At 47.4% G+C, this 24727-nt stretch carries 18 protein-coding genes and 1 pseudogene; all 19 read right to left on the bottom strand.

What is annotated here, in order from left to right; genetic code table 11:
• Complete coding sequence (locus tag AC1DUA_RS01050) at positions 1-912, bottom strand: protein kinase domain-containing protein (RefSeq protein ID WP_477497956.1); 912 nt, start codon at positions 910-912, stop codon at positions 1-3.
• Complete coding sequence (locus tag AC1DUA_RS01045) at positions 896-1615, bottom strand: vWA domain-containing protein (RefSeq protein WP_477497972.1); 720 nt, start codon at positions 1613-1615, stop codon at positions 896-898. Before AC1DUA_RS01045 ends, AC1DUA_RS01050 begins: the two co-directional genes overlap by 17 nt.
• Before the next feature lie 144 nt (positions 1616-1759).
• On the bottom strand, positions 1760-2797 hold the full coding sequence (locus AC1DUA_RS01040) for an S-layer homology domain-containing protein (RefSeq protein ID WP_477497955.1): 1038 nt from the start codon (positions 2795-2797) through the stop codon (positions 1760-1762).
• Positions 2739-4496 (bottom strand): carboxypeptidase regulatory-like domain-containing protein, encoded by a 1758-nt coding sequence (locus AC1DUA_RS01035; RefSeq protein WP_477497954.1) that lies wholly within the window; start codon positions 4494-4496, stop codon positions 2739-2741. The genes AC1DUA_RS01040 and AC1DUA_RS01035 overlap by 59 nt, the downstream gene beginning before the upstream one ends.
• On the bottom strand, positions 4423-9450 hold the full coding sequence (locus AC1DUA_RS01030; RefSeq protein WP_477497953.1) for a hypothetical protein: 5028 nt from the start codon (positions 9448-9450) through the stop codon (positions 4423-4425). Before AC1DUA_RS01030 ends, AC1DUA_RS01035 begins: the two co-directional genes overlap by 74 nt.
• A 315-nt stretch (positions 9451-9765) precedes the next feature.
• Positions 9766-12303, bottom strand: coding sequence for a collagen binding domain-containing protein (locus AC1DUA_RS01025; RefSeq protein WP_477497952.1), 2538 nt, complete (start codon positions 12301-12303; stop codon positions 9766-9768).
• A 26-nt stretch (positions 12304-12329) separates the two neighbouring features.
• The gene (locus AC1DUA_RS01020; protein WP_477497951.1) at positions 12330-13040 is read right to left on the bottom strand and encodes an Ig-like domain-containing protein; all 711 of its coding nucleotides are present in this window, start codon (positions 13038-13040) and stop codon (positions 12330-12332) included.
• A 187-nt stretch (positions 13041-13227) separates the two neighbouring features.
• Complete coding sequence (locus AC1DUA_RS01015; protein WP_477497950.1) at positions 13228-13989, bottom strand: class D sortase; 762 nt, start codon at positions 13987-13989, stop codon at positions 13228-13230.
• A 93-nt stretch (positions 13990-14082) separates the two neighbouring features.
• Positions 14083-16575: a stage II sporulation protein E gene (gene spoIIE, locus AC1DUA_RS01010; protein ID WP_477497949.1), complete on the bottom strand. Its 2493-nt coding sequence runs from the start codon at positions 16573-16575 to the stop codon at positions 14083-14085.
• Positions 16576-16976: 401 nt separating this feature from the next.
• Positions 16977-17567 carry a S1 domain-containing RNA-binding protein gene (locus AC1DUA_RS01005; protein ID WP_145669331.1) on the bottom strand — a complete coding sequence of 197 codons (591 nt, stop codon included), beginning with the start codon at positions 17565-17567 and terminating at the stop codon, positions 16977-16979.
• A 105-nt stretch (positions 17568-17672) separates the two neighbouring features.
• Positions 17673-17993 carry an FtsB family cell division protein gene (locus AC1DUA_RS01000; protein WP_477497948.1) on the bottom strand — a complete coding sequence of 107 codons (321 nt, stop codon included), beginning with the start codon at positions 17991-17993 and terminating at the stop codon, positions 17673-17675.
• 15 nt (positions 17994-18008) lie between these two features.
• Complete coding sequence (gene yabQ / locus AC1DUA_RS00995; protein ID WP_477497947.1) at positions 18009-18404, bottom strand: spore cortex biosynthesis protein YabQ; 396 nt, start codon at positions 18402-18404, stop codon at positions 18009-18011.
• Positions 18401-18688: a sporulation protein YabP gene (gene yabP / locus AC1DUA_RS00990; protein ID WP_157324487.1), complete on the bottom strand. Its 288-nt coding sequence runs from the start codon at positions 18686-18688 to the stop codon at positions 18401-18403. Before yabP ends, yabQ begins: the two co-directional genes overlap by 4 nt.
• A 119-nt stretch (positions 18689-18807) precedes the next feature.
• Positions 18808-19071: an RNA-binding S4 domain-containing protein gene (locus AC1DUA_RS00985; RefSeq protein WP_127457143.1), complete on the bottom strand. Its 264-nt coding sequence runs from the start codon at positions 19069-19071 to the stop codon at positions 18808-18810.
• Positions 19071-19343, bottom strand: a complete 273-nt coding sequence (locus tag AC1DUA_RS00980) for an HU family DNA-binding protein (RefSeq protein WP_029197991.1) — start codon at positions 19341-19343, stop codon at positions 19071-19073. The genes AC1DUA_RS00985 and AC1DUA_RS00980 overlap by 1 nt, the downstream gene beginning before the upstream one ends.
• 174 nt (positions 19344-19517) lie before the next feature.
• Positions 19518-20697: pseudogene (locus tag AC1DUA_RS00975) on the bottom strand (MazG nucleotide pyrophosphohydrolase domain-containing protein).
• 289 nt (positions 20698-20986) lie between these two features.
• Complete coding sequence (locus AC1DUA_RS00970) at positions 20987-22750, bottom strand: putative polysaccharide biosynthesis protein (RefSeq protein ID WP_477497946.1); 1764 nt, start codon at positions 22748-22750, stop codon at positions 20987-20989.
• A gap of 155 nt (positions 22751-22905) precedes the next feature.
• Positions 22906-23448, bottom strand: a complete 543-nt coding sequence (gene spoVT, locus AC1DUA_RS00965; RefSeq protein ID WP_477497945.1) for a stage V sporulation protein T — start codon at positions 23446-23448, stop codon at positions 22906-22908.
• Positions 23449-23698: 250 nt separating this feature from the next.
• The coding region (locus AC1DUA_RS00960; protein WP_477497944.1) for a peptidylprolyl isomerase at positions 23699-24727 on the bottom strand (1029 nt) is incomplete at its 5' end.

The following is a 24727-nucleotide window of genomic DNA, read 5'->3' as shown; positions in this document are numbered from 1 at the left end:
TTAGTTCAACCAATACATGTAAACAGTAGCTGCAAAAATAAAAATGGAGGCGGCGAAGCATATTTTCAGCCATGGCATCTTCAGAGCGGGCTGTGTAAGCTTTTTACCCGAGATGAGCCTCTTCCAATAGTTAAAAGCTTCCTGCGACGTGGCAAATTCGCCTTTCAAGGCTTTTTGAAGAAATGGTGCAAGCTGGGCTGCTACTGAATTCTCTCGCATAATGGCCGCAAGTTGATCCATATCTCTGTTCTGAGGGAGCATTTTGTTCATAGCTGAGAAGCGTTTGCGGTGATCGAGCGATTTTAAAAGTAAAATGGCAAATGAAAATAAATCATAACTCTCTTCCGCAACCCGCTCCCCCATATTCCAATAGCCGCGGTCGTACACTTCTGTTAGTTGCTTAATCGCTCTGCCCTTCGGTGTCACCCCGCCAAAATCAATGAGATCCACATCGCCATACTTGGATACGATCATATTCTCAATCTTCAAATCTCCAAACACATAACCGCTCTTATGGATCTCCGTCAGCTTTCGAAGCAAGTTTGAGCCAATGACATAAATCCAATCCTGCCCGCGCTTATGTATAAAATGAGAGATCGTCATTCCATCAATATACCGCATGACATAGAAAGATATATCTTTCCCGCGAACCTTCATATCATCCGCATCGATTAAGAAATTCTTAAAAGAAGTATCTGTGAGGGATATGGCCAGAAGCGAATTTATCTCCGATTGGTGGTCAACCGTTTCGTGTCCTGCTTTTAAAGCAAATCTGGCCGTTCCTCTTCGTACGAGAACCACAACACCGTTAGAGCCAGCACCTAATAAACGCTCGACCACATAACTGTGGCCGTTCCATTTGCCTTGGATTTCTGTCCCTGGACGGAAAGCTTCCTCATACCACGTAGTCACTCAGCATCCCATCCTCGGTTGTTGGTGCGACAGGCTTCTCCGTCACGAACTGCAGCGTTTGCAGGAGCGCCGGACCTGTCGGAGTCGTACCCTTCATGTTTATTTTATAGAACATCTTGTCTAAATTTGCAAGCTGATTCGTCCAGCTGAGATCCATCTCCAGCTCTTGGTCTCTCGTTTTGGTTGACGGAAAGTGGAACACGGCTAATTCACTTTTGCCGCTGCGGGCTCTAAGGCTTAGCAGAAGATCATGAATAGCTTCCCGCACAGCTGCAAGTTTAGGCTTCATACTAGCACTAGCATCTATTAAAAGCGCTACGCGTAGGGAAGTAGTTTCACTCATTGAATCGATCACCTGGACGACCTCTGCCCGCTTCTCTGGCGGAAGCTGCTCTAATTGATTAACCCCCAGAATGCTTTGCAATTCTTTACCTACCGCATGCTGAATCGTGGTCGTTACGGTTTTACGCGTCATCATCTGGACCGTTTGCGACAACTGCACCGAATTGACAATCCGGCTCATCCCCCCGCCTGCTGCGGCTATCTCGCGAATTTCCTCGGTGCCTAACATGCCTAACTCCCCTTGATCGACTACACCTATGACATTAACAGTTACACCTTCTGTATGCGCTTGTGCGGCCGCTATGACTGGACTCACACCAACGTTCGAACATCCATCCGTAATTAACAAAATTTGTTTCATCATGACATTTGCCTCCCTGGCTCAGGAAAATTTGCTCTCTAGCAGTTCTTCTCCTAGTTTTTCCATATTTAAGAGGCTCTAATCACCTGGAATAGTAAAGAAAAGAAGCAGGATACCCCGGAGGGGCTCCTGCTTCTATTTTCATTACCAAAGTGGCTCAGGTATCAGCTTGGTTAAAGTTTCTGAACCGTCTTCATTACGTTTGTATTCATGCGTATTGGCGCTTTCCTCTACTTGCTCGAAGCCCCAATAAGACGGTGAGACGTCAGGGAAAGACTGACTGGCATTCTTCAGTGGACCCCGGTGCAGGAGACGATTAATCATCGTCACGGCTTCTGCACGAATCATAGCTTGCCCTGGTTGGAAGGAGCCGTCTGGATATCCGTTAATGATGTGATAACGGTAAATCTCCTCGATGTCATTCTTCGCCCAGTGCGTAGAAATGTCATTGAAATGAAGATTGTTTGAAGCGTCTGCTTTCAGGTTCAGGTAACGGGCTATGACAGCCGATAGCTCGGCACGCGTAATCGCTGTATCCGGGCGGAAGGAACGATCCTCGTACCCGCCAAATAAACCGGCTCTCGTAGCAGCCTCAATGTACTCGCTGCCCCAATAAGCGATTGGCACATCCGGGTAGAGTACTTCCCCTTTCACTGTACTTTGCAAATTCATGATTCTTGCAAAAATCGCCGCCACTTCAGCGCGCGTAATATTGCGCAGCGGCTTAAACTCCAGATCAGGATATCCCATGATATATCTCGTGTGCTTGCCATCCTCATAACGGTTCGAGAACAACATCACTTGAAGAGTGGACTTATCGTCTTCCAGGTTTACGAGTGTTGTCTTGCTTGAAATCGATGCTTCGTTCGTCACGTTTTGTTCTGCTTTGGGAAGAGCGTTGGATAACACTTTCACTTTGTAGGTCAACGACCCTTTCCCATTCGCTGCCAAATCACCGATCGTCCACGTGATCGTGTTTCCGTTCACTGATCCGCCAGCTGCGTCCGCGACCGTCGTATATGTCGGAATTTGTGCGGTAACGTTAACTCCCTGCGCTAATGTACCTGTTTTGTTGCTGTATTCAACAGTAAACGTGATATCTTGTTCTTCCCCATAATTGGCTTTATGCGTAATCTCCGGCAGCGTCTGTATTCTGCGGGTTCTTATTATCGTTTGGTGCAAAGCCTACGAGAATAGGAAGTGGTACCATGGTGTGCTTAATTTTTCCAGCAGTTGCGTTTCTAGGCGTATCTGCATAGTACAGCTCAACATGCGCACCCTCGATTATAGCCCCAGTGAAGGCATCCGTAACTTTGCCRTAAGGGTCAATTAGCTCAAGCGCAATGTTCAGTTCGCCATCACTGCTAATTTTCAGCTTCGACAGCTCCCCTTGCGCGTTCTCATTCAGAACAATGAATACGCCTGGCTCTACTTCGTAGCTAATTTCCATCTTGTATTCGCCTTGCGTCATTCCGTTCACACTGAACGTTCCGTTCGCTTGAAGCGGAGTGTTCGAAATTTCATGATTCGAGCTGTCCAGCAATCGAACCCTCATCTTGCTCGTCATATCCGCAGGAAACACACCGACACTCTGGTTGTCGTTACCTACTGCAATAAGACCGCTGGCCCCTTTGGAAGGCATAAATTCTTCATGTCCTGTTCCGGAAATCGCACCTGCCGTTATCGTTTGTGTGTAGGTGATAAACTGGGTGTGTCCGCCTATTTGGACAGGCTTCGTAATTTGCATTTGATAATCAACGCCACCGCGAGGGATCGCGATTTTGTAATATCCTTGGTACGTATCTTTCGTAACCGTATAAGCTTCGCCGGTAAAGTCGATACCAGGATTCCCATCAAAATCTGCCGTAATGACAACATGTGCTCCATTAACCGGTGTTACAACACCGTCGATCATCTCGGTAACAATCCCTACAATACTTGCCGGCTCAAAGGTCATGATAATTTGCGCCTTAGCATGCAGATCGCGTGGACTATCGTCAGCAATGGCCTGAATCGGGAACCGCTCGGAGATGATGCCCTCAATGATAGCAGACTTGAACGTTACTTTTGCTTCGCCCTTTTCATTCGTAGTAGCCGATGAGCCACCCACGAAAGTGCCTAACGGAGCACTGAAGTTAACTTGAACATTCGAAAGTGGTTGACCCGTTTGATCCAATACAACTGCCGTTAAAATAGTAGTGGACTCCCCATCGCCGACAATACTGCTAGGATCAGCTGTTAAGACTATGCGATATTGGCTGAGCTCAGCATCAACAATAACTTGGTTGCTTCCAACTGTGCTCGGTATAGCATAGAACGTTTTGCTTGCCTCTGCGTAATTCTCAGCTTGTACCATGATACTGTAACGTGCTGCCGGACGTTGTCCGAAATTGTAGCCACCGCTTGCATTTGTTGTTGTCTTCGCGATTTCTTGATGATTAGCATCTTCATTATATAAGGTAATAATAGCGCCAGCGATTGGCTGGTGGTCGCCTGCATCTGTAATGGTACCAAGAATTTCAATTGCATTCTTCACCGCAAAGCCATTATTACCGCCTAATGCACCATTAGGTGCATCTGTCTGGATGTCATGGCCGCCGGTTGCTGCATCAAAACCTCTGAAGGTTAGCTTGAACGACTCCGAAGTCAGATCACCTAGAATATCGTCCGGCAACCGTGTCAGCACGTTTTTCCATTCCTTGTGACCATCTGCGATGAATGTATCCGAATTTGTCAGCACGAATTGGATGACTTCAGAATGTGAGCCATAGAAATAGATGGCTTCTACTCTTTGCACATCGTTGGAGCTAACACCTGAAAGTTTCAATGGATCTCCCGGTGCAAGCACTGGCTCTGTCCATGGCGAACGCGGCGAAGACATCTACACCGGCTCCCGTATTCGTAACTATGTGCGGGAACATTGCCGTTTGTCCGGCTTTCACACTTTGATCCGGAGCTGTATTCAACGTGTGCTGCCCTAGTACGACAGCGTTGATTAAGTTCGAACCCAGCTCATCATACTTCTTCCCACCCTTCGAAGGGAGAGAGTAGTATTCGTTCAAGGTATATTGAACGCTATATACTGAGCTAACCACGGTAGCGTTATCCGCTTGTACCTTAAATTGTAATTCACCGTTACTGCCTGGCTGAATCGGCATACTTTCCCAAGTCAGGCTATAAGTAGATCCGCTTACTGTAGCCCTAGGATCTGCCCAGCTGATATGAACGCCTGTGGGAAGCTGGATTGTCGCGAACGGATTAAACGCAGTACTTTGCCCGTTATTCGTCAGCTTCATGGTGAAGAGAAGTTCTTCACTCGCCGCATCGAACGGAATGGAGCCATCCGGACGTGCTGGTTTGACGCTGCTTAACAACAGAGATATGTCCGGTTGCACGACGTTTACGGACAGCATTCCGGCAGATATTGTTCGTGGCGCACCTGCCGTTTGCGCTGTCTGATAGTCAAGCTTCGGAGTGAACTGTGCGAAGTATCCGCCAGTCGGTCCATCTGTTTTCAACCTTGTAACAATTTGATACTGTGCGGACGGGTCCGTCTGACTGGCATCCCCTGTGATAGACCCAAGCGGATACTTATCTCCAACTTTCGGAATGTCGGTGACAGAGCCGCCAACGATTTTACCTACAGAAATGATTTCCTGTTGGACAAGCCCAGACAGCGAATCAAGATTTACATGATACGTGGTCGTATTAAGCGGCTGATCCAGACTCAGGAGATAGGTCACTTCATCCCCAGGGCGCACTGTCGTCGTGCTGTTGTTCGTCGATTCTTTGATCGAAGCCGATACCGTCAACACATCTACAGAAAGTACCTGCGGCAAGGACACTATAGGAGTGTAAATGGCAACCGGGGTGGTCTCCCGGGACTCGTATCCGGTTATTTTACCGTTGATCGTAATGCCTGTCGTCCCCGGTAAAACTTCTGGCTTCGTAGTGACTATGAACGTCACTTTCTTCTTACCGCTTACAGCAAGATCAGTGAGTGCGGACCATGTAAGCGTGTCGCCACCGCTAAGGGATCCGCCGTCCGAGATCGAGCCTGGCTTCACGTTCAGCTCGCTTGGCAGCTTCACTTCCACCGAAGGCTTGTATGCTGTCGCGTTCCCAACGTTATTCAGTTCAAACTCAACGGTGATTTCAGTGTTGGTTTTGGAAAACTTCGTATCGGCAATCGCTACCGGACTTATGGTTAATTTCGGCTGCATAATTGCAATGCTCGTTATAGCATCAGCCGTTTGCGCTGGGTCAGAACCATTTTGCTTGTTCCACTTAGCTACAGCCGTAGTTTTGTATGGAACTACTTCCGCCGAGTCAAAAACATCTGCCTTCGCTCGCGCTTGGAAGTTGTACGTGAACACCTTAGCCCCTAGCGAGGCATCAGTATCTGAATTAGTTAAAGCTTTAGTGAGTTTGTTTCCTGCAACTGTAAAATTGTCAGGATTGCTCGTTAAAGTAAAGTTGCTTCCAAGAGAGTCGACTACATCTTCGACAACAACGTCGTACGCTATCGTCCCGTTAGGTATAGTCACTTCAACTTGATAGTTGACGGTATCCCCTGGACGAATCTTGGAAAGATCACCACTGCTAGTCGCTGTAATAACATTCGTAATCGTGACTCGAGGAACCTCAACTGTAGCTGAACCCGCTACATAATCGTACTTGGCACCGCTACTACCAGTCAGACTGTAGTAGTCTCCTGTTAAGGCTTGAATGCTTTGCGTTGATCCTGACCCCTTGACGTTGTCAAGACGGGCAGTGAATGTATAAGTTAGCACGGCATTCGCAGCAAGCACTGGCACTTGCAGGAACGTCATTGTAACCCCGGCGGCTGTCCCGTCTTCTGACACGAAACTAAATCCCGCAGGCAGAGTTACTGTTGGTGTAAAGTTATAGGCCGGATTCAGCCCCTTGTTCTTCACAGTGACGGTATAGGCTTGGGTGTCGCCTGCTTTCATTGATGTTGTACTAGGATTTAAGGTGATTTCCAGCTGCGGCGCTTTAATCGTCACGGTAGGCTTCTGTGCGTTCTGAACGGACAAGCTTTTGTCCGCACCGGATGCCTCTACCTTCCACTTGAAGGTTGCGCCAGACGTATCACTTACCGATGTACCGGCGTTAATCTTCTTAACGGTGGCTTTAACATAATACGTATACGTCGCGCCCGGCGCCTCCGCCATTCCGGCAAGTTTAATGAGGCCCGCTGTTGTCGTATCGACGGTTTGCGATCCCGTCCCTGTATGCGCTTCGGAATCATACCCCGTATACGTTGCGGCATAATCTTCATTGCTTGGTATTTCAATTTCAAGCGATGGCGAATAAGTTACATTATTGGCTGGTACTTTCACTTCCACCTTGTAAACTACCCAGTCGCCAGGTTTCAAAGCAGTTGCCGTACCCGAAGTATCCTCAACTGTCTTCGTAATCGTCGGTCCGGCCGCTGTCAGTTTGGTCGTCGTCGTCTCTTGCCCGGTGTAAGGGCGATTGATGACTTCTTCCGAAGTATCGCTTTGCCCAAAGTAGGTCCAGGTCGCATCTTTCAGCACAATATCTCTGCTCGCGCCGATTGGATCAATTAGCTGAGCTGTATACGTCAGCGTTACTGAATTAGCATCGCCTGGCTCTATGGAGGAAATTTCATTAAATTTGATCGAAGTGCCTGTCTGTGTATAGTTTGGACTAACCGGCAAGTTTTGCAAACCATCCGCTAACTTGTCTGTCAGCTTGACATGATAAGCCGGCGTCGATCCATTGTTCGTTAGCTTGATTGTAACTACAACGGATTCATTGCCGTGAAGGTCCGTCGTTTTGCTCACCGTGCGCGTTATGCTCACATCCGGTTCTACATAAGCTAATTCAACTTCCTTACGTTTGCTTTCAACGATACCTTCTGAATTCTCATAGGTAAGGACGACTAGATTTTTAGCCCCTTTGTCCTTGGCAACGTAGCTGGTATCGTCTTGAATCCGCACTTTTAACTCCGTGGCAAGTTGGCTAACCTGACCCTCAAAGAGATCCGTATTGCCAAAATCCCACACGATGGCTTGCATATCAGCTTCGTATGTAGGCGTTATTCCGTTAATTTGATAACTGCTAAGCGAGCCTTCATACATCGTGCCGAGAGGCAGATAGTCATACAGCTTGACTTTGTGCTGTTTCGCCGGAAGTCCCACAGCGTCGTAAGCCACTCTAAAGCTAGCCGTGTCGCCTACGGTTACCGCCTGCTTCAGCTCATTAACCGGCTGGCCCCCCACGGTGGTTCCATCGTTCACTCTAACGATTTTCTCACTAACATTAGGCGTCGTCACATGAATATCGGTTGAATCGGAATCGGTGACTGTTCCAGACGAAATGGATATTCCGCTTACCTCAGCCTTATTGACCAGAACATCCGCTGCTACTACATTGCTTCCTCCGAATTTAGCAACCCTCCAGGTCGACCGAACGGTGGCTTCATAAGTAATAGTGAATTCACGATCCGTAGTACTTGTGTAGTCCATATCGCCAAGCGTCCACGTTAATGCTGTTGTTCCATCTCCTGAACCTGTTTTCAAGAAACCTCTGGACACTATTGCACTAGTTGCGTCTCGGACTACTACCGAACTATCGACGAAGTCCTGCCCATCACCTAACGTATCTTCCACGGTGATCCCTGTCACAGGAACGTACTCGTTTACCTTGACACGCAGCGAGTATACAAGCCTGTCATTGTATCCGACCTCACTTCCCGCTGAAGAACCTGCCTTTTTCTGTACGCCTTTATAAATCACGATATCTCTAGCAGTCACCTTCTGTGTCACAGACCCCGTAAAGGTTTGACCGTCCACAGTAGCTGAATAGTCAAACTTATCGTCCTTCTGTGTACCATGTGTCATGATATGATTGCCTGCGTCCGTATTCAGAAAGGCCGCTTGGTAACTAAACGTTTTCTTGCCTTTTCCGTCCTCGCCTGCCACCGTTAGTACCGGAAGCGTCCAATTAATGGTGCGCACTCCGCTGGCAACCGTTTGTACCGGCGTTCCAGTTTGACCTGTAAAACCATAGTGCTCAACTACCGCATCCGTTGTCTCTTTAAAGAGTGTGAACGTTGTAGATGACCGTGCATTGTTAACCATTTCGATCTTGTAAGGAAGCTCTCCCCACTCTGAGCCGCCTGCAGGGGGTGCATCATTAAGCCCGGCCCCCTTCACATTCTTCACATCATTGATAAGTCGGATGGAAAAAGGCGTGACCTTGATTGCTTTGCTCCACATCTTGGTAGGCTGCGCAGCGTCATAGTATAACTTGCGTGGATCACTGCTCGCATACAGCCGAACCGTAGGCGACAGCAGGGTTCCAAACGGAACCAAACCTCCGCCATTTGCTTTCCTATAGTTATTAGAAACTTTGATTTTCACTGGGAAATCGAAGTTTTCCCCGGCAGCGATATCTTTGATATCTTTCCAGAAAGCCGTAATGGTTCCTGTTACGCCATCTGTTACTACCGTACTGGGACTCATATCCGATGCCAACTCAAGACCGTCCGGCAGCACCACTTCAATGCCAACGTTGAAGGCCATCGCTCCCGGAGCTTTATTATGGGCATGGACCAAAATTTCCGTATCGCGCCCTAATACAGCTTCCGTTAACTCTTTCTTTTGTAGTCCTTCCGGATCATTAGGATCTGCATCGTACCCGGTTACACTGAACTCATCGAGCTTGCTTCCGTCAAATGCATAGGCTGGCGGTGCAGCCTGCACCGCGCCAAGCATACCGCCAATTAACTGGATGACCAGCATCAGCGACATCAGGATTGCTATTTTCTTCCGATAACGAAGCATGATTTACCTCCACTATAATTGTTGCAACCAAAAACCCATTTGCTCGTTGCTTTAATGTAAAATTCCATATTTCCTCTGCTCAAACACCTGATTTAACGCTTTCCCCATTAACGACTCTCAAGGCAACTTCGCCATAACTCACCCCATTTTTTTCAACTGTAAAGAATCTATATATAGTTAACCATGATCATAGTCCTATTGGCAACAATTTATAGGTCTTAATCCCTAAAAAATACAAGAAATATGTCAAAATTTCCCGGGACAAAACAAAAAAACCCCTAACAGCGAAAGGGCTGTTAGGGGTTGACATCAACTTTAATTTTTACGCCATTTTCTCCGTAAGAGGAAACCTAGAAGAATAAGCGCTATACCGGATAGCTTCACAGCAGTATGACTGGATTCACCAGTCACTGGGAGCGTCTCCGGCTGCTGTCCTTCCATCGTCGTTGGCTCTGGACTAACTGAAGGCGCAGAACCATTCGATTGAGCAGGCGTTGGACTCGGCGACAGACCAGGACTTGGACTTGGACTTGTGCTTGGACTCGGACCTGGGCTTGTGCTCAGACCCGGACTTGGTGAACCGGACGGAGCAGGCGATACACTTGGCTTCGGTGATGTTGAAGCACTCGGCGTCGGATCCGGATCATTCGATGATGTATCGTTATTTGGCGGATTAGTTGGCGTGCTAGATGGTGGATTAGACGGCGTACTCGATGGTGAGTCAGTTGGCGTGCTAGTCGGCGGGTTAGATGGTACGGTAGCCCTTGTATTGGTTACAGTGATCGAATAATTCTCACCCGAACTTAAGGATACGGGATATTCCTTAGCAGCATCCAGAGCGTACCCAACAGGCGCTATACTCTCCTTCACGACATAATTGCCCTTCAACAAGCCGGTGAAATTAGCAATTCCGTTTTCATTCGTGGTCATTGTACCGATCCGATCCAACGTCCCGTCGGACTTCCGGTACAAGTCGAAGGTTGCTCCGCTGAGCAATACCGTGTTATTCGATACATCCACCTTCTTCACGGAGAGCGAACCCCTTACTCCACTGCCTGTGCCGGAACCGCTCGAAACGCCAACAATAATATCCTGCACAGTTTCCTTGATAACTGTCGTTACATTGTTACCACTCAGGCTAACTTTATTGGAAACAGTATCCTTATCATTGGCCGCGATGAGCGATTGGTACTCCAAGATATAGGCGGAGTGAATCGGATTCACAAATTGCAGGCGGAACGTTTGTTTGCCGCTCGCATCAGTATCGATAGCTAATGTATAGTCGACTCCCTTGGTTAACTCTGCCCCTTTCGTTACATTTCCACTCATATCTACAATCGTTTTGAACAGATGGAATGTATCAAGCAACAGCAACTGATTTACCGTAGGCATATCAATTAATACAGCATCGTTCAAAGTTGATTGTCCTTGGTTAATCGTTATCGTCCAATTAATCTTGTCGCCGCTTTGCAAACCTTTCTTGCTGACGTACTCGCCTCCATGTGGAATGTTGACGGTCGCAATTAAATCATTCGACACGGGCTTATTCCCGTCGAATAGTTTGGCAGTGTTGCTCACTTTACTGTCATTAATAAGCTGACCATCAAGGCTCGTTTTGAAGACTACAAGAAACGGCTCTAAAATTGGCTGCTTAAATGTCAGAATGAGCTTATTGTTAGCATCGATATGGTAGTCATAGCTGAGACGATCTACAATCGCGCCTATAGTAGTTACGCCATTCGCTTGGACCTTCATGTGGTAGACGTTAAAAGTAACGGAACCATCGGAATTCTCCACCAACTTTTGATTGGATTCCAGAAGATCCTCGAGCACGGCTGCTTCAAGCGGTTTACTGTTGTAATTAAAGCCAACATTCCATGTGATTTGTTTTGAATTTAAATCGTACGTTCCGTTTTTGAACCCGTTGTTCTTCACTTCATCCTTAGGAACAAACCTTGTCGTGACAGTTTTGGTGTACGCGACCTCAGAACGATCAATCCAGTCTAATTTAGCCGTATTAGGAAATTCGGTTGTACTGCCCGCAGGTTGTAGCCAATCCAGATTAAACTCTGCTTTGTAAGTAATTAAGGTAGGTTTGGTGAGCATATTCGCAAATGTAATTTTGAAGCCTTCGTCCGGGGCTGCCGGGCCATCGATTGTATACTCTGTTGCATCTAGTATGGTGTCACCCTGTTTAATGACCAAAGTACCGGGAATGATGCGGAGTCCTTTGTTCGGAAACGTATCAGTCACAACAACGTTTCTCATTTCCTGGCTATCCTCGTTAATCTTTATATTCCACACAACAGTGTGGGCCCCATAGTCAACCGCACCAAAAGTCTTGGCAAGGACTCCCTGTATAATGGGCCGTGTAATTATTTTTACTATTCCGCTGCCAGTAGTAACTTGGTTGGATATAGTAGCATTATTAATAACGGGGCTGCTCGCCCTCGTCTGATAAATGATTTTATAAGCCGATGAAATATCGTTATTAAACTGCAGTTTGAACCCTTTCTTGGAAGCAGCCGTTAATGACGTCAGTGTATATTCTGTAGCAGGCACTTCACCTCCCAGCGTTTCATCGCCAGAGGAACTGAACGTCACAGGGTACACATGCATAGAACCAGGCACCAATGCTTGGGTATCATTGAATAAGTCCGCTAATGATGCTTGCTCCTTCGCTATCGTCTCTTCGCTATAGTTATACTTGATTATCCAACCAATGGTCTGAGTGCTGGGAATATATTCGGAATCAGGGGAAATCTTATCAAGCGGGATTCCATGCTGTACAGTAACCGTTGCAGTCGCCTGAACAGGGGTTTTATTGGTTCCTGACAACGTTGCTGTATTCACAAACGGTCCTTTGGACTGATCATTAATTAGTGTCGTGTATTGAATACGATAGGCAGAACGAAGAGGACTGTCTGTAAAGCTGTTACAACCGCTTGCTGAATGGCGTCCATCGACTTGTTCACATCAACGGTCCAATCAATTTTTTTGGCATTAAAACCGTTAGCTGCACCTGCTTTGCTTATTGTAGAAGGAACGTCTGGCCTGAAAATGAGCGTGAACACCTGTTCTCCCGATTGAATAGGGATCGTAATGATTTGCGTTGTGCTTCCCGTTATTTGGCTTTTATTGAACTGGGTATTAATCGTGAGGGTCCCCCTCACATTATCATGACTTTCAATGAAGTTATTAAATGTAATGATGATTTGGCGGCTGTCCTTGTTCACATGAAAAGTTCCAACTTGATCGTCACCGGTAGTCAAAGTCCCGCCCACGTTGTTAAATAACAAAAATTGCTCTGGCAGAATGAACGTATAGGTATCGCCTGCGCGGTAACTATGACCATCCGGCAAAGACCAGGTATAGTCCAGCCTTACTCTAGCGCCCTGATCGTATACGTCTCCCGTCACGACTTGTCCCGCACTATCGTAAACAGCCATCGTCACACTCTCCAGGATGTTATCTTGATTGGAGATTTCAGTAGCACTTGCTTTGGTTGACACGCTGACAGCATACAAGCACTGCATGAAGACTAACAAAATGACGAGTAGTAGCTTCAATTCCTTCTTCAACATGTTCATAATTCCCTCCATTCCTATGCGTGTGTGGACCAAAGAAAAACTCTCTATTGATACAAAATGTATCAGAAATTTCAGCAATTTACAATACAGAATGTATCATTATAGTTATTATATGATACATTCTGTATTGTATGCTTCATAACTATTTCACATCGGGCTAAAGTGAAAGCAAAATCCTTTTTCTCACTTAGTCCGATGATTCTGCAATTTTCCCTTTTATAATTAAACGGTGCGTCGGATTATCCATGGGGTCGCATGTAATTAATGTTATTTCCGTATCCTTACCATTGCCCTTTAAGACCGATATGTCCGTAGGAAGAACATATTGCTTATCCTCCACAATGTATTTGAAATGTTTACTCCCTGTTTCCACCTGAATGATGTCGCCTAGATCAACCTCGTCTAATCGGTTAAAATTCTTCCCATAAGTCAAATTTCTATGGCCAGCTATCGCATAGTTGCCTACCACGCCCGGTTTCCCCGTATTGGCTATACTTGCAACAGAAACTTTCAAATTCTTCACCGTTGCGTCCGTCAAGATCGGAAGTTTCAAATTGATTTTATCGATCTGCAGCACACCCTCTACATTCTTGGGCAGAGGTGTCGGTTTTGGTGCAGCTTGCATGCCCAAAGACTGTGCTGGCTTTACACTAGGCAGACTCGTAGGAGAATTAGTAGCGGTCGAGTCAGCTGATTCCACGGAATCCAGTGAGCCCATAGTACCCAAACTACCAATTGCCTCGACTTTTCCTATGAGATTATCCACACCCTCCGATTGTGCGACCTCACTCTCCTCCGTCGAGATCTGATCCATGATCTGCAAATTTTCCTGCCATTGATTCATAATCTTCTGCTGCTGATAACTCTCGTACCGGTCATTCAAGGCTGGATATAGAAAAATCAAGACCCCGAGGATGATGCATGCGAGAGAGAGCACTTTCCTGAACATGCCATACCGCCTTTCTTATAAATCCTGTAATCCCCTTATTTTCCCACACCAAAACCGCAACAGCAAATGAGCTGTTACGGCTTCATTTTCTAACTAACTGACCGTTTTCGGACGCTCCATGCGCGTAATCCCTGGCCAGCGGAACGTCGCCCACTCTGGCTGCCGCTTCTCTATGCGAGCAACAACGACGGTCATATCATCTTGAATTTCGCCATGATGATGGCGGAAAATTCGCTCCAACAAACAATCCGCGAACTCTTGCGGCAAGCTCGTATCAATTTCCTGGATCATCCGCTTCATCCACATCTCCTTATTCACCGCATGGCCAGGGGCATCATAGATCCCATCGGTCATCATGACGAGGATATCCCCCGATTGGAGAGGAATAGAAACTAGATCGACATCGATCTCGCTCAAAATTCCCACGGGCAGATTATTCGCGGAGATCGAAATTACTTCGTTCCCACGCTTAATAAAGCTCGGTATGGAGCCAATTTTCATGAACGTTGTATTTGCATTATACATGTCAATTAATGCCATATCCACCGTTGCATACATTTCATCGGAGGATCGGAGCATGAGCACGGAGTTCAGCGACTTGATCGCCAGCTTCTCATCCATCCCAGACTGCAGCAGCTGCTGCAGGATGCTAAGGGCGGTCTGACTCTCGGCACGCGCCCGCTCGCCATTGCCCATGCCGTCGCTAAGCGCAACGGCATACTTGCCATTGCCCAGCTCCACCGTGGAGAAGCTGTCGCCCGAGAAGAGGTCGCCTCCTTTGGCTGCGCCGGCGACCCCGGTCTCTACCTCGAATTCCTTGGCAGAGCCGAATACGACCGTGCTGTAGCCCTCGCCGCGCTCATGCATCTCCTCGCGCATCACGGCGACATTCTCGCCGATGATTTCGCTCAGCAGCGGCGCAATGATTTTCCGGCATTCATCGAAGCCCTTCGTGTATTGATGAATAATTTCAATTTCAATATTTCCTTCATCTAAGGAAATGATATCGATCGTATGAATAGATAAGCCTAACTCCTCCAGCGCATTACGGATTTGCTCTTCCTGAAGGAACAACTCCTGTCCTTCCCGTTTAATTTCCTTCGCTAGGTCCTCCATCACCTGCGAGACGCCAGACAGCTGATCTGCTACGAGATGGCGGCTATCCATAATTTGTTTTTTCCAGTGCAAATCATTCTTGTACAAGCTATACTGCTGCTTCATCACATCGAGCACCTGATCTGTACGATTACACACCTTCTTCCATTCCGCAGGTATTTGCTTCTTCGTCATATTCTCCTTTGTCTCAATAGTAGTCATCATATCCGTCATAAAGGTATACGTTTGGTAAAATTTCTGATCCCAGCACTGGCTTTTTTTCCAGCAGGATTCACAAGTCTTCTGAGCGACGGCATTCATGAAATGCCCAACTTCCTCCTCCTTGCGGCTTACCGCATCATCCGTCGTTAATTGCTTAAAGCTGCGCGACAGTTGCCGGAACACTTCCGAGAACTGTTCCACACGGCTGGCTGTCACATCACGCACCCTCTTCGCGTAGTCCTGCTGCGATTTGAGATTCTCCTGCGTGCCCGGAACATATTTGGCAAGTGTAAGAATCAGACTCCGAGGCGTGAGGAGAAACAGCGTAACGGCCGCAAGCGATTCCCAAGCGGAATTGATCATATCAGCACTAGAACCTATATAGAACGATAGAATCGATGATCCTAGCAACATACCGAAAGCAACAGCGAGCCGATTCCCTTCCTTGAGAAGTCCGGCTAACATCCCGGAGAAGGCAAGCAAGCTCATTTGGTAGATCGCGTTACTATTCGCAAGACTTAAGATTAGCCCTGTGATGACGCCAACCGAAGCTCCAAAAGGCGCTCCGCCTACCAATGCAAATAACAGAATCAAGTATCGGGAGAGCACGTGCTCCACCGTGACAGGCCCCATGACCCAGCTCACCGTCCCTGTCATAACGGATGCTAGTAAAATAATTAAGCAAATAATTTCCTCGTGTTTCAAATGATAGTTTTTCCGGGTAAGTGTGAATACAGGAATAGCTTGTATGAAAATTAAGGTCAGCACTAGACTGAGCAGTGCCTCTACAGATAACATCATCAGCGAATACCAGCTTAAGTTTGAAACCACCAGCTCTGCAAAAAGCTGAACCAAGAAGGTTGAGCTGAAAACAAGGAGCGGTGCCAATGTTAGATCTGAACGTTCAAACTTCTCGAACGCTTTTTGAATGAGCAGGAAGACGATAATCTCGGTTACGAGATATCCCGTATTTGAATGCAGGGACAGTAAGCTACCAGCAAATGCCGCTATCCCCACCCAGTGTAAAATGTCTCTCCGCGTAAAATAGATTACCGCGATAAAGGCTAATGCAAACGGAGATAGCTGTTCCAGGATCATCGCACGACCAAGAAGGAAAGCCATAACGATGAGCAGAAAAGTCCACTTCTTAGCCACAAAAGCTTGAACAAAACGATTTTCCACTGCAGCGCTGTGAGCACCTGTTTTCGCTCTTAGCCATATCCCTGACCATCCACCACTAATCGTTGCGCCTAGGCTTCTTCTTTGCATGCTTTGAACACCATCCATTCTTCCCTTATTTGTTTCTCTAGTATAGAGACAATCTAGTAGAAAGTTTGTCAGAATGAGTTGATAGATTCAAAGAAATTTCCGACAAGCCGCGCCAGCCGTGTCATTAACTCCCAGCCCTTGCCGTGTCTCGCTTTACAGACCTGAAAGCGTATCCAAAAGTCTGATCCTCCCGAACTTTCGCCACGCAGATGGGGGAGATACCCGTAACTCCATGTCGATTGGAATTGACCATACGATGAATTGTAATAATTGGAAATTTTTGATTTATGCGCTTAGAGGTGTCAAGGTTGAGCGAAGCATAAGTAAAAACTTATACTTTCTTATCTACATAAAAAAACCACATCCGCCTAAGCGAAATGTGGTTCTATTATAAGCATCTATTAGTCTCTTCTTCCGCCTCGACCACCGCGTTTGGACTCGGTGTTCTTCTTCAGAGACGAAATCCGCTCTTCACTATCTTTAAGGAAACGAGATACTTTATCTTCGAACGAGAACGGTCTAGCTCCGCCTTGCTGCTTGTTAAAGCCGCCGCGACCGCCACCACCACCGCCGCCACGATTGAAGCCGCCGCCGCCTGGACGACCACCGCCTGGACCACCGCTTGGAGGACCACTACGTTCTCCGCCACTGCTTGGACGACCACCTTGGAAGCCGCCTGGACGATCTCCGCTCGGGCGTCCTTGATAGCTGCTGCCACCTGTACGTTCAGGACGAGCTGGTCTTTCCTCAACTGGCTTGTCAACCGTTTGCTTGATCGACAGTCCGATCTTGCCATCCTTGTCCACGTTAATCACTTTGACCAATACTTTGTCTTCCAGCTTTAAATGGTCATTAACGTCTTTCACATAATTGTCCGCGATCTCCGAAATGTGAACAAGACCGGTAACTCCTTCAGCAAGCTCGACGAATGCTCCAAAGTGAGTAATCCCCGTCACTCTACCCTCTAACTTGGTGCCAACTTCAATTGCCATAAAGTAAAATGTTCCTCCCTTAAAATGTTGAAAACACTGGCTACGCCGATTATAACCGATGCAGAAACCACGGTCAACACGGCATTCGCCCCTTCTACAATCCTTTTATTGCTTCGAGACACTAAGTGGCGTCTCTCCCGTTTTGCTATAGTGAAAATCCCGGCGAATAATTTGATCTAAGTATTCGTCATTATGAAGCCTACCGATTTCCTTTTGCGTCTGCTCCTTGACCTTCCTCGCATCAACGAGCTGTTGCTCCATATTCGCCACGGCATTTCTCTTCTCGTGAAGCTTAGCGAACTGCCCCCAAATGTTAACAGCAGCCCAACTCATAAAACAAAGGACAAAAATCATGAGAAAACGCAGTCTTCGCTTTGAGCCTACACTACTGCTGCGCTTGTTTGGTGCGGTTGCTTGAGCCTGCATGTATAGGAATTCCTCCTACTTTGAGAATAACCTGTGATATAACGTTACGATCTTACCCGTCAGCTTCTTCAACCAATCAGGGATCACGAAATATTTATGCACAGGCCGAGTCATCCAGAGGAGTAGCGTTAGATGAACCACTACCTTGCTGAGGAAGGCGAAATAAAAGCAAATCCCGATCCCCATCCCCAGAAAAATAAACATCCGAACTTGTCCTTCATTGCTGTAAATGAGCAGGCGGAACACGAGGATTGTCGCCACAATCCAATACACGGTATCAACGAGCGGAATCGTCCATCGCGGCAGCCTGAGCTTACCGGAAAGCACACGAAACACATCAAACATCGCACTTATGGCGACCCCGCTCAAAAACATCATGAAAATCGTATGGAATTGAACGTTCAGGGTCACTTGAATAATTTACCAAGGAACCCCTTGGATTTCTCCTGGGTATTTCCATCCACATACGACAATTCTTGAATAAGTCCTTCGATGGCGACTAACCCCTGCTCCAAACTCAAGTTCTTAATGTGCAAATTCTGCCCTTTAATCATCAGGTAGCCCATTTCCGTTTCAAGGAGGAACTCTTCGCTGTCAAAGCTCTCTACGTTCAAAACTCCGGAGATCTCCAAGAGCTTGCGATTCAGCATTTTGATTTCTTGCCGTTTGTTCGTGTTTTTAACGGGTTCCATCATGGCCTGTACCCCTCCTTCATCTATCATTACGATATGGGAGGATGTCCTATTTTAGAACCAAAAAAAAGCCCAAGATCCCTCATCCGGGAATCCTGGACTATTCGGTATTTATACCCGTGTTACTCGGACTGATAAGCTTCTTCCTTGACCAGTGTGTACATCTTCGCAGCGTCTTCCTTACGGGTCGACTCCGATAGKAGCTCCACGCGAATCGTCACCTTTTTCTGACCAAATTGAATAGCTAGTTCGTCGCCGACTTTCACTTGCGTACTCGCCTTGGCATCTCTGCCGTTAATCCAGACACGTCCTTGGTCGGACACGTCCTTCGCTACGGTTCGGCGCTTAATCAGTCGAGATACTTTTAGAAACTTATCAATTCGCATTATTTTACAGCGTCTTTAAGCTTGTTACCCGCTTTGAAAGCTGGAACGTTGGATTCCGCGATCACGATTGGGTTACCAGTTTGTGGGTTGCGGCCTGTACGACCAGAACGTTTACGAGTTTCGAAAGTTCCGAAACCGATCAATTGAACTTTATCTCCGGATGAAAGAGCGTCTGTAACTTCACCAAGGAATCCGTTAAGTACTACTTCTACGTCCTTCTTAGTTAGTCCGCTTTTTTCTGCAATGTTGTTGATCAAATCCGTTTTGTTCATGTGATTTGTTACCTCCCAAAAATAGTTGAAGATCATGTCTTCTATGTACGAAAGCCGCAAAGCTGAGAGACTTTGAACAACGTTCAAATATCCCTACTATTTAATTTCCATATTCAACCTTACACCTTACACCAAACTTAGTATTCTTCTTTTTTCGTCAAATTCCTTCTATTACTAGCGAAGTTTTGTAACTTTTTTTGCTTCCTGCCAATAATTTTCCATCTCTGATAACCCAGTTTGTTCAAAAGAAAGCCCTTTTAAACGTAGCTGATCTTCCATATATGAAAATCTTTGAATAAATTTGCGATTTGTGTGCGCAATAGCTTCTTCCGGATCAATTTTGAGGAATCTAGCAACATTTACGATAGAAAAAAGCACATCCCCGAGCTCCTCAAGTCGATCTTGAGCCGCCTCTTCTGACCTCTTCCATCTGCGCATGGAGCATAACTTGCAGCAGCAAATCTCCCAACTCTTCGCACATATGCTCAGGATCATCTTCATCGATCGTTTCCAGTACTTCGTAAGCTTCTTCGATGAGATTTTTGCGGAGGCTGGCGTGCGTCTGCTCGCGATCCCAAGGACAGCCTTCTGGACTCCGAAGAACTTGCACGATTTCATGCAAATGGCCAAAAGTCCGATAGCGAACCTCATCCTCCTCGCTCTTAGGCACCCAAACTAAAGATAGATTCCCGTAACCTTTTACATGATCCAGCTCATGCAGAGGTACTTCAATGATCTGCTCGGCACCTGCCACACCTAGGGAGTGGCCCACAACAACGCGGTATTCATCCGGATATGTATCCATGAGGGAAATTTTGAGGTCTGACGCCGTATAGGTATCGTAGACCTGCCCAACAATGGTATGCATCTGAGGATTCAGTGCATAGCGACTAAGGCTAGTAGCGTCGAGCAGCTGAAATCCATCGATAGGATCAAAGCCGAAGCGTAAGAAAGCCTGATCCAGAAAGCTTTCTCCCCCCATCACTTGAAGCGAAATCCCTTCTTCTGGGCACCGCTGCTTCAAAAGCTGAACCGTAAATTCCGCCACCATGGGGTGACCCGGCACGGCGTAGATGACCTCGGTAGATGAGTTCTTAGCAGATTGAATGAGTGCTTCCGCAATAGATTCATAAACGCCTTCAAAACTTTGATGAGCCATATAATTGGAGTCGAAGGTTTCGTAAGGGATTTGATTGCTGTCTAGCATGTTGACCATTGGATGGTCCTCCGTACGCAAATAGAGCGTGGCTTGTGACTTCGCTGCACTTTGGAGCTTTTTCCAGACACCGAGTGTGAGCTGGTCTTCGTCTCCCGTTCCGAGTCCGACGACTGTAATGTGAGCTTGAGTTGACATGGGTGGCACCTCCTGAAATGTGTGATTATTTGAAAGATGGCCTGCTGGCTATGTTGTATTTTGTGCAAGCATTTCATTATTTTCCCGGTAAACATGCTACCTATATTGTACTAAGTACAACCATTTGAAGCGTTTTTTCATAAAATGCAGCCATTTTGCTCATCTCGTTGCACAAAATACAATATAGGAGCACCGAGCCACCTTTCTAGGGCAAAATCATTGTATATTGTGCAACATATAGATGGGTTTGAGCGGCAAGCTCATTAAAGCAGGCTCGCGAGCCACAGGGCTACCGGCCGGCCGAACGCCCCGCCGGCCAAATCCGAGCCAGGACCGGCGCCAGCTTCCGGTCCAGCTCTGGCATCAGCCGCAGCTCCTCACGGCTGATGCTGCCGCTGCGCAGCAGCGCAAGCCCGTAGACGGCCGCGCCGCCGACTACCCCAACCAAAGCGATTGCGCTCGCGCTCAATCGCTCAGGCACGTGCCATGCCGCCACAGCGGGCATGGCCAGCAGTTGCAGCGCTGCGAGGCAGACGCCCATCGCCACCACGCCCAGCGTGGGTGCGATGACGTACGGCCGCAGCGCGAAGCGTGCCCCGGTGCAGCGGCGCAGCTGCACCAGATTCAGCCCCGCCGCAGCGGCGTAGGCGATCACCGCGCTGAGCGCGGCGCCTTCGATGCCCCAGCGGGGCATGAGCACGACGTTGCCGAGTGCTTTCAGCACGATGGCAACGAGCAAGGCCTGCGCCGGCGTGTGAATTGCGCCGGCCCCCTGCAGCACGCTGGCGGAGACAGCGTTCAGCGTGCTGAACAGGGCCGTGAACGCTAGAACCGCCATCGTTAGGCTGGCCTCGCTGTTTTTGTACAGCATCATATTGATCGGCACCGCGGCAAATGCCAGTCCAAACGAGGCGCCCAGCCCGATAAGCCAAGAGAGCCTGATGGACATTTCCGCCCGAGAGCGCATCACATCAGTCAGTCCTCGTGCCTTCGCATCCGCCATCGCAGGCACGAGGACTGCTGACATCGAGGAGGCAACCATAACAACAAGCTGGACAAGCGGTAATCCCCGGTTATACAAACCAAACTGCCGCATAGCCTCAAGTTCGCTGCCTTGCGAAGCTTCTAGCAGCCGCGGCATCGTGAACGTGTCGACCAAAGTCAACAGCGGTACAACGATCGCACCTAAGCAGACAGGAATCGCATAGGCTCCAATCCGCCTCGTCCACTGCCATGAGGACAGAGGTCTAGCTGTCGCCTTTAGTTTTGGTTCTGTCCCTGGCTTTCGCTTTTCCTTCTGCTCCTGCGGCTGCCTAAGCTCCGCCCAGTCTCCGCCCTCCGAATGCCTCAAACTCCGCATCGCTTTCCGCCAATATACGTACATAACGACTAAACCTGCAGCTGCGCCAGTAACGGAACCAAAAGTCGCTCCTGCCGCAATCCACTCCTCGTCATAAGCGAGTGCCGCCAAATAAAGCAGTAAAGCAACCATCGTAATAACTCGAATCAACTGCTCAATTACTTGTGAGATAGCGGTTGGCAGCATGTTTTGATACCCTTGAAAATAACCGCGCAGAACAGCTAGTGTCGGAGCTAGAAGCAGCGCAAAGGAAACGCTGCGAATCRCCTTTTCCGTCTGCTGAATCCCAATCCAACCAGCAATCTCACCCGCTCCAAAATAGAGCAATACAAACAAAACAATACCGCTAACTAGTAACACAGCTCCAGATATGCGGGCGATGCGTTTTGCCTCCAGATGATCGCCGTGGATGACACTCTCTGCCACAAACTTGGAGACAGCGACAGGAAAACCTGCTGTAGCCGCAAATAAAATCAAAATATAAAGCGGATAAACCGCATTATAGATGCCAAAAGCGGCATCCCCCGCTACATTTTGCAGCGGTATCTTTTGCAAGGTACCGAGTAATTTCGAGAGTACAGCCGCGACTCCAAGAACAGCAGCCCCTTTTAACAGCTTGGCCGTACCCTGTTTTCCGACATTCTGCTGGAGCTCTTCGCGTTCCATGTGATGCCCCTTGCCGGTCTCTCCCATCCTATTGCTCCTCTACCTGATGTGATGCATATAAACGTATTATAACGAAATAGCTCTTTGCAGACAAAAAAAGCTTCTCTTACAGATGAACATCACCTCAGTAAGGAAGCCTTTGTGTCTTATGTTTTGACTTATGTTGTGTCTTATGTTTTTGTCTATTGTTCCATCTGTTTCGCCAGAAAACCAGCCGCTGTTTCTACCATCTTCACTTCCATATTGCCCATCTTCACATTCTCATCTTTCGAGATCAAAATAACGGAGCCAATGGGATCGCCACCAGCGACAATCGGAGCTGCAACGAAAGAAGAGAACGTTTCGTTCATATCTTTAATAATCTCAAATTGCCCGGAACTGCTCTCCAAAAGCGGTTTGCGGTTTTCCATACAGGATTCAATAATTGGCCCAACTGATTTTTCTAAGTAATCCTTTTTGGACCCACCAGCCATAGCAATAATCGTGTCTCGGTCTGAAATCATAGCAACATGATTGGTACTCTCAAACAACGACTCTGCGTACTCCTTAGCAAAATCACCAAGCTCACCAATAGGTGAATATTTCTTCAGAATCACTTCACCATCGCGATCAACGAAAATTTCCAAAGGGTCACCTTCGCGAATTCGCAGTGTGCGTCGTATTTCCTTGGGGATAACAACTCTCCCTAAATCATCTATCCGACGGACAATTCCAGTTGCTTTCATACCTCTAGATGCCTCACTTTCCGCTCAAGAATTAGATACGACAGGAGCATGAAATCTTGTATGCTAGATCGGGTTTTGGTGGGAACTTGAATTCTATCCATAGTATTCTTCACTTCCCAATCTTCTATGCAGTCGCTTCTGCTAAGGAATTTTTCTTTATGTAGCTTTGCATTGCACCCTGCTGTGATTATGTTGTCCAAAAATAACAAATAAAAACAGGATGTCCATATTCGGACATCCTGGTAAGTTCTTACTTTGCCGCAGGGCTTGCTGCAGGGCTCGCTGCTGGACTTGCAGCAGGGCTTGCCGCTGGAGCTGGGCTTGCTTCCGGTTTAGGCAAATTATTCGTTTCGATCAAGCTTGGGTATTCTTTCTCTGCGAACTCAGAAAGGGATTTCTCCGCAAGCTGAGATTTGATTTGTGTTTTAAGTGTATCATCAAGCGGTTTCGTGCTTCTGGATTCCACTTTCATAACGTGATAACCAAAAGAGGATTCAACTGGATCGGAAATTTTGTTCAAAGGAAGCGTGCTTGCAGCTTCTTTAAATTCAGGCACCCATTGGTTGATGTCTGCATCTTTATACGTACCGCCGGCATCTTTGGAACCTGGATCATCGGAATACTCTTTCGCTAGCGCCGCGAAATCTCCGCCACCATCCAATTTGCCTTTTACTTCTTTCGCTCTTGCCAAAGCCTCATCCTTCGTGCGCAGATCTTTCTGAGTAGCTGCATCCTTCAAGGAGATCAGAATGTGGCTAACTGTCGCGATATCGAACGCATGCGTTGCTGCTTGCTCGTTATAGGAATCTTGAACAGCTTTGTCAGTAATTTTGCTTTCCATGCTGCCCATTGTGTAGAAGCTCATTTTCATCAAAGATTCGATATCCTTCAACTCGATACCGTTGTCTTTCAACTGCTTGTCCATTCCGCCTTCTTGTTTACCGAAGTAATCCGTAATAGCTTTCATTTGCTCTGTGACTTGTTTGTCAGCATCAGCTTTTACTTTGTCATCAGCTTTCGCAGACAACACACGGAAAGTAACCATTTGTTTCAACATATCTTGTTGAAAAGCTGGGTCTGCCATGAACTGCGCCAATTGCGGCGAGAACATTTTGTTCACGTTGATGAAAGAGTCAAATTCGCCGCGAGTGATTTTGCCGCCCTCTTTGTAAGTGGCAATCACGTCAGCTGGATTACCTGTTCCTGTCGTTGCTGCTGCAGATGGGGAAGGTGAAGCCGTTGCTGCACCCTCCTTTTTGCTTCCACAAGCACTTAGTAC

The sequence above is a fragment of the Paenibacillus sp. 01T422 genome (assembly GCF_056398785.1).
Note: the sequence above shows the minus strand (reverse complement) of the source record. Positions and strands in the feature narration are given on the sequence as shown.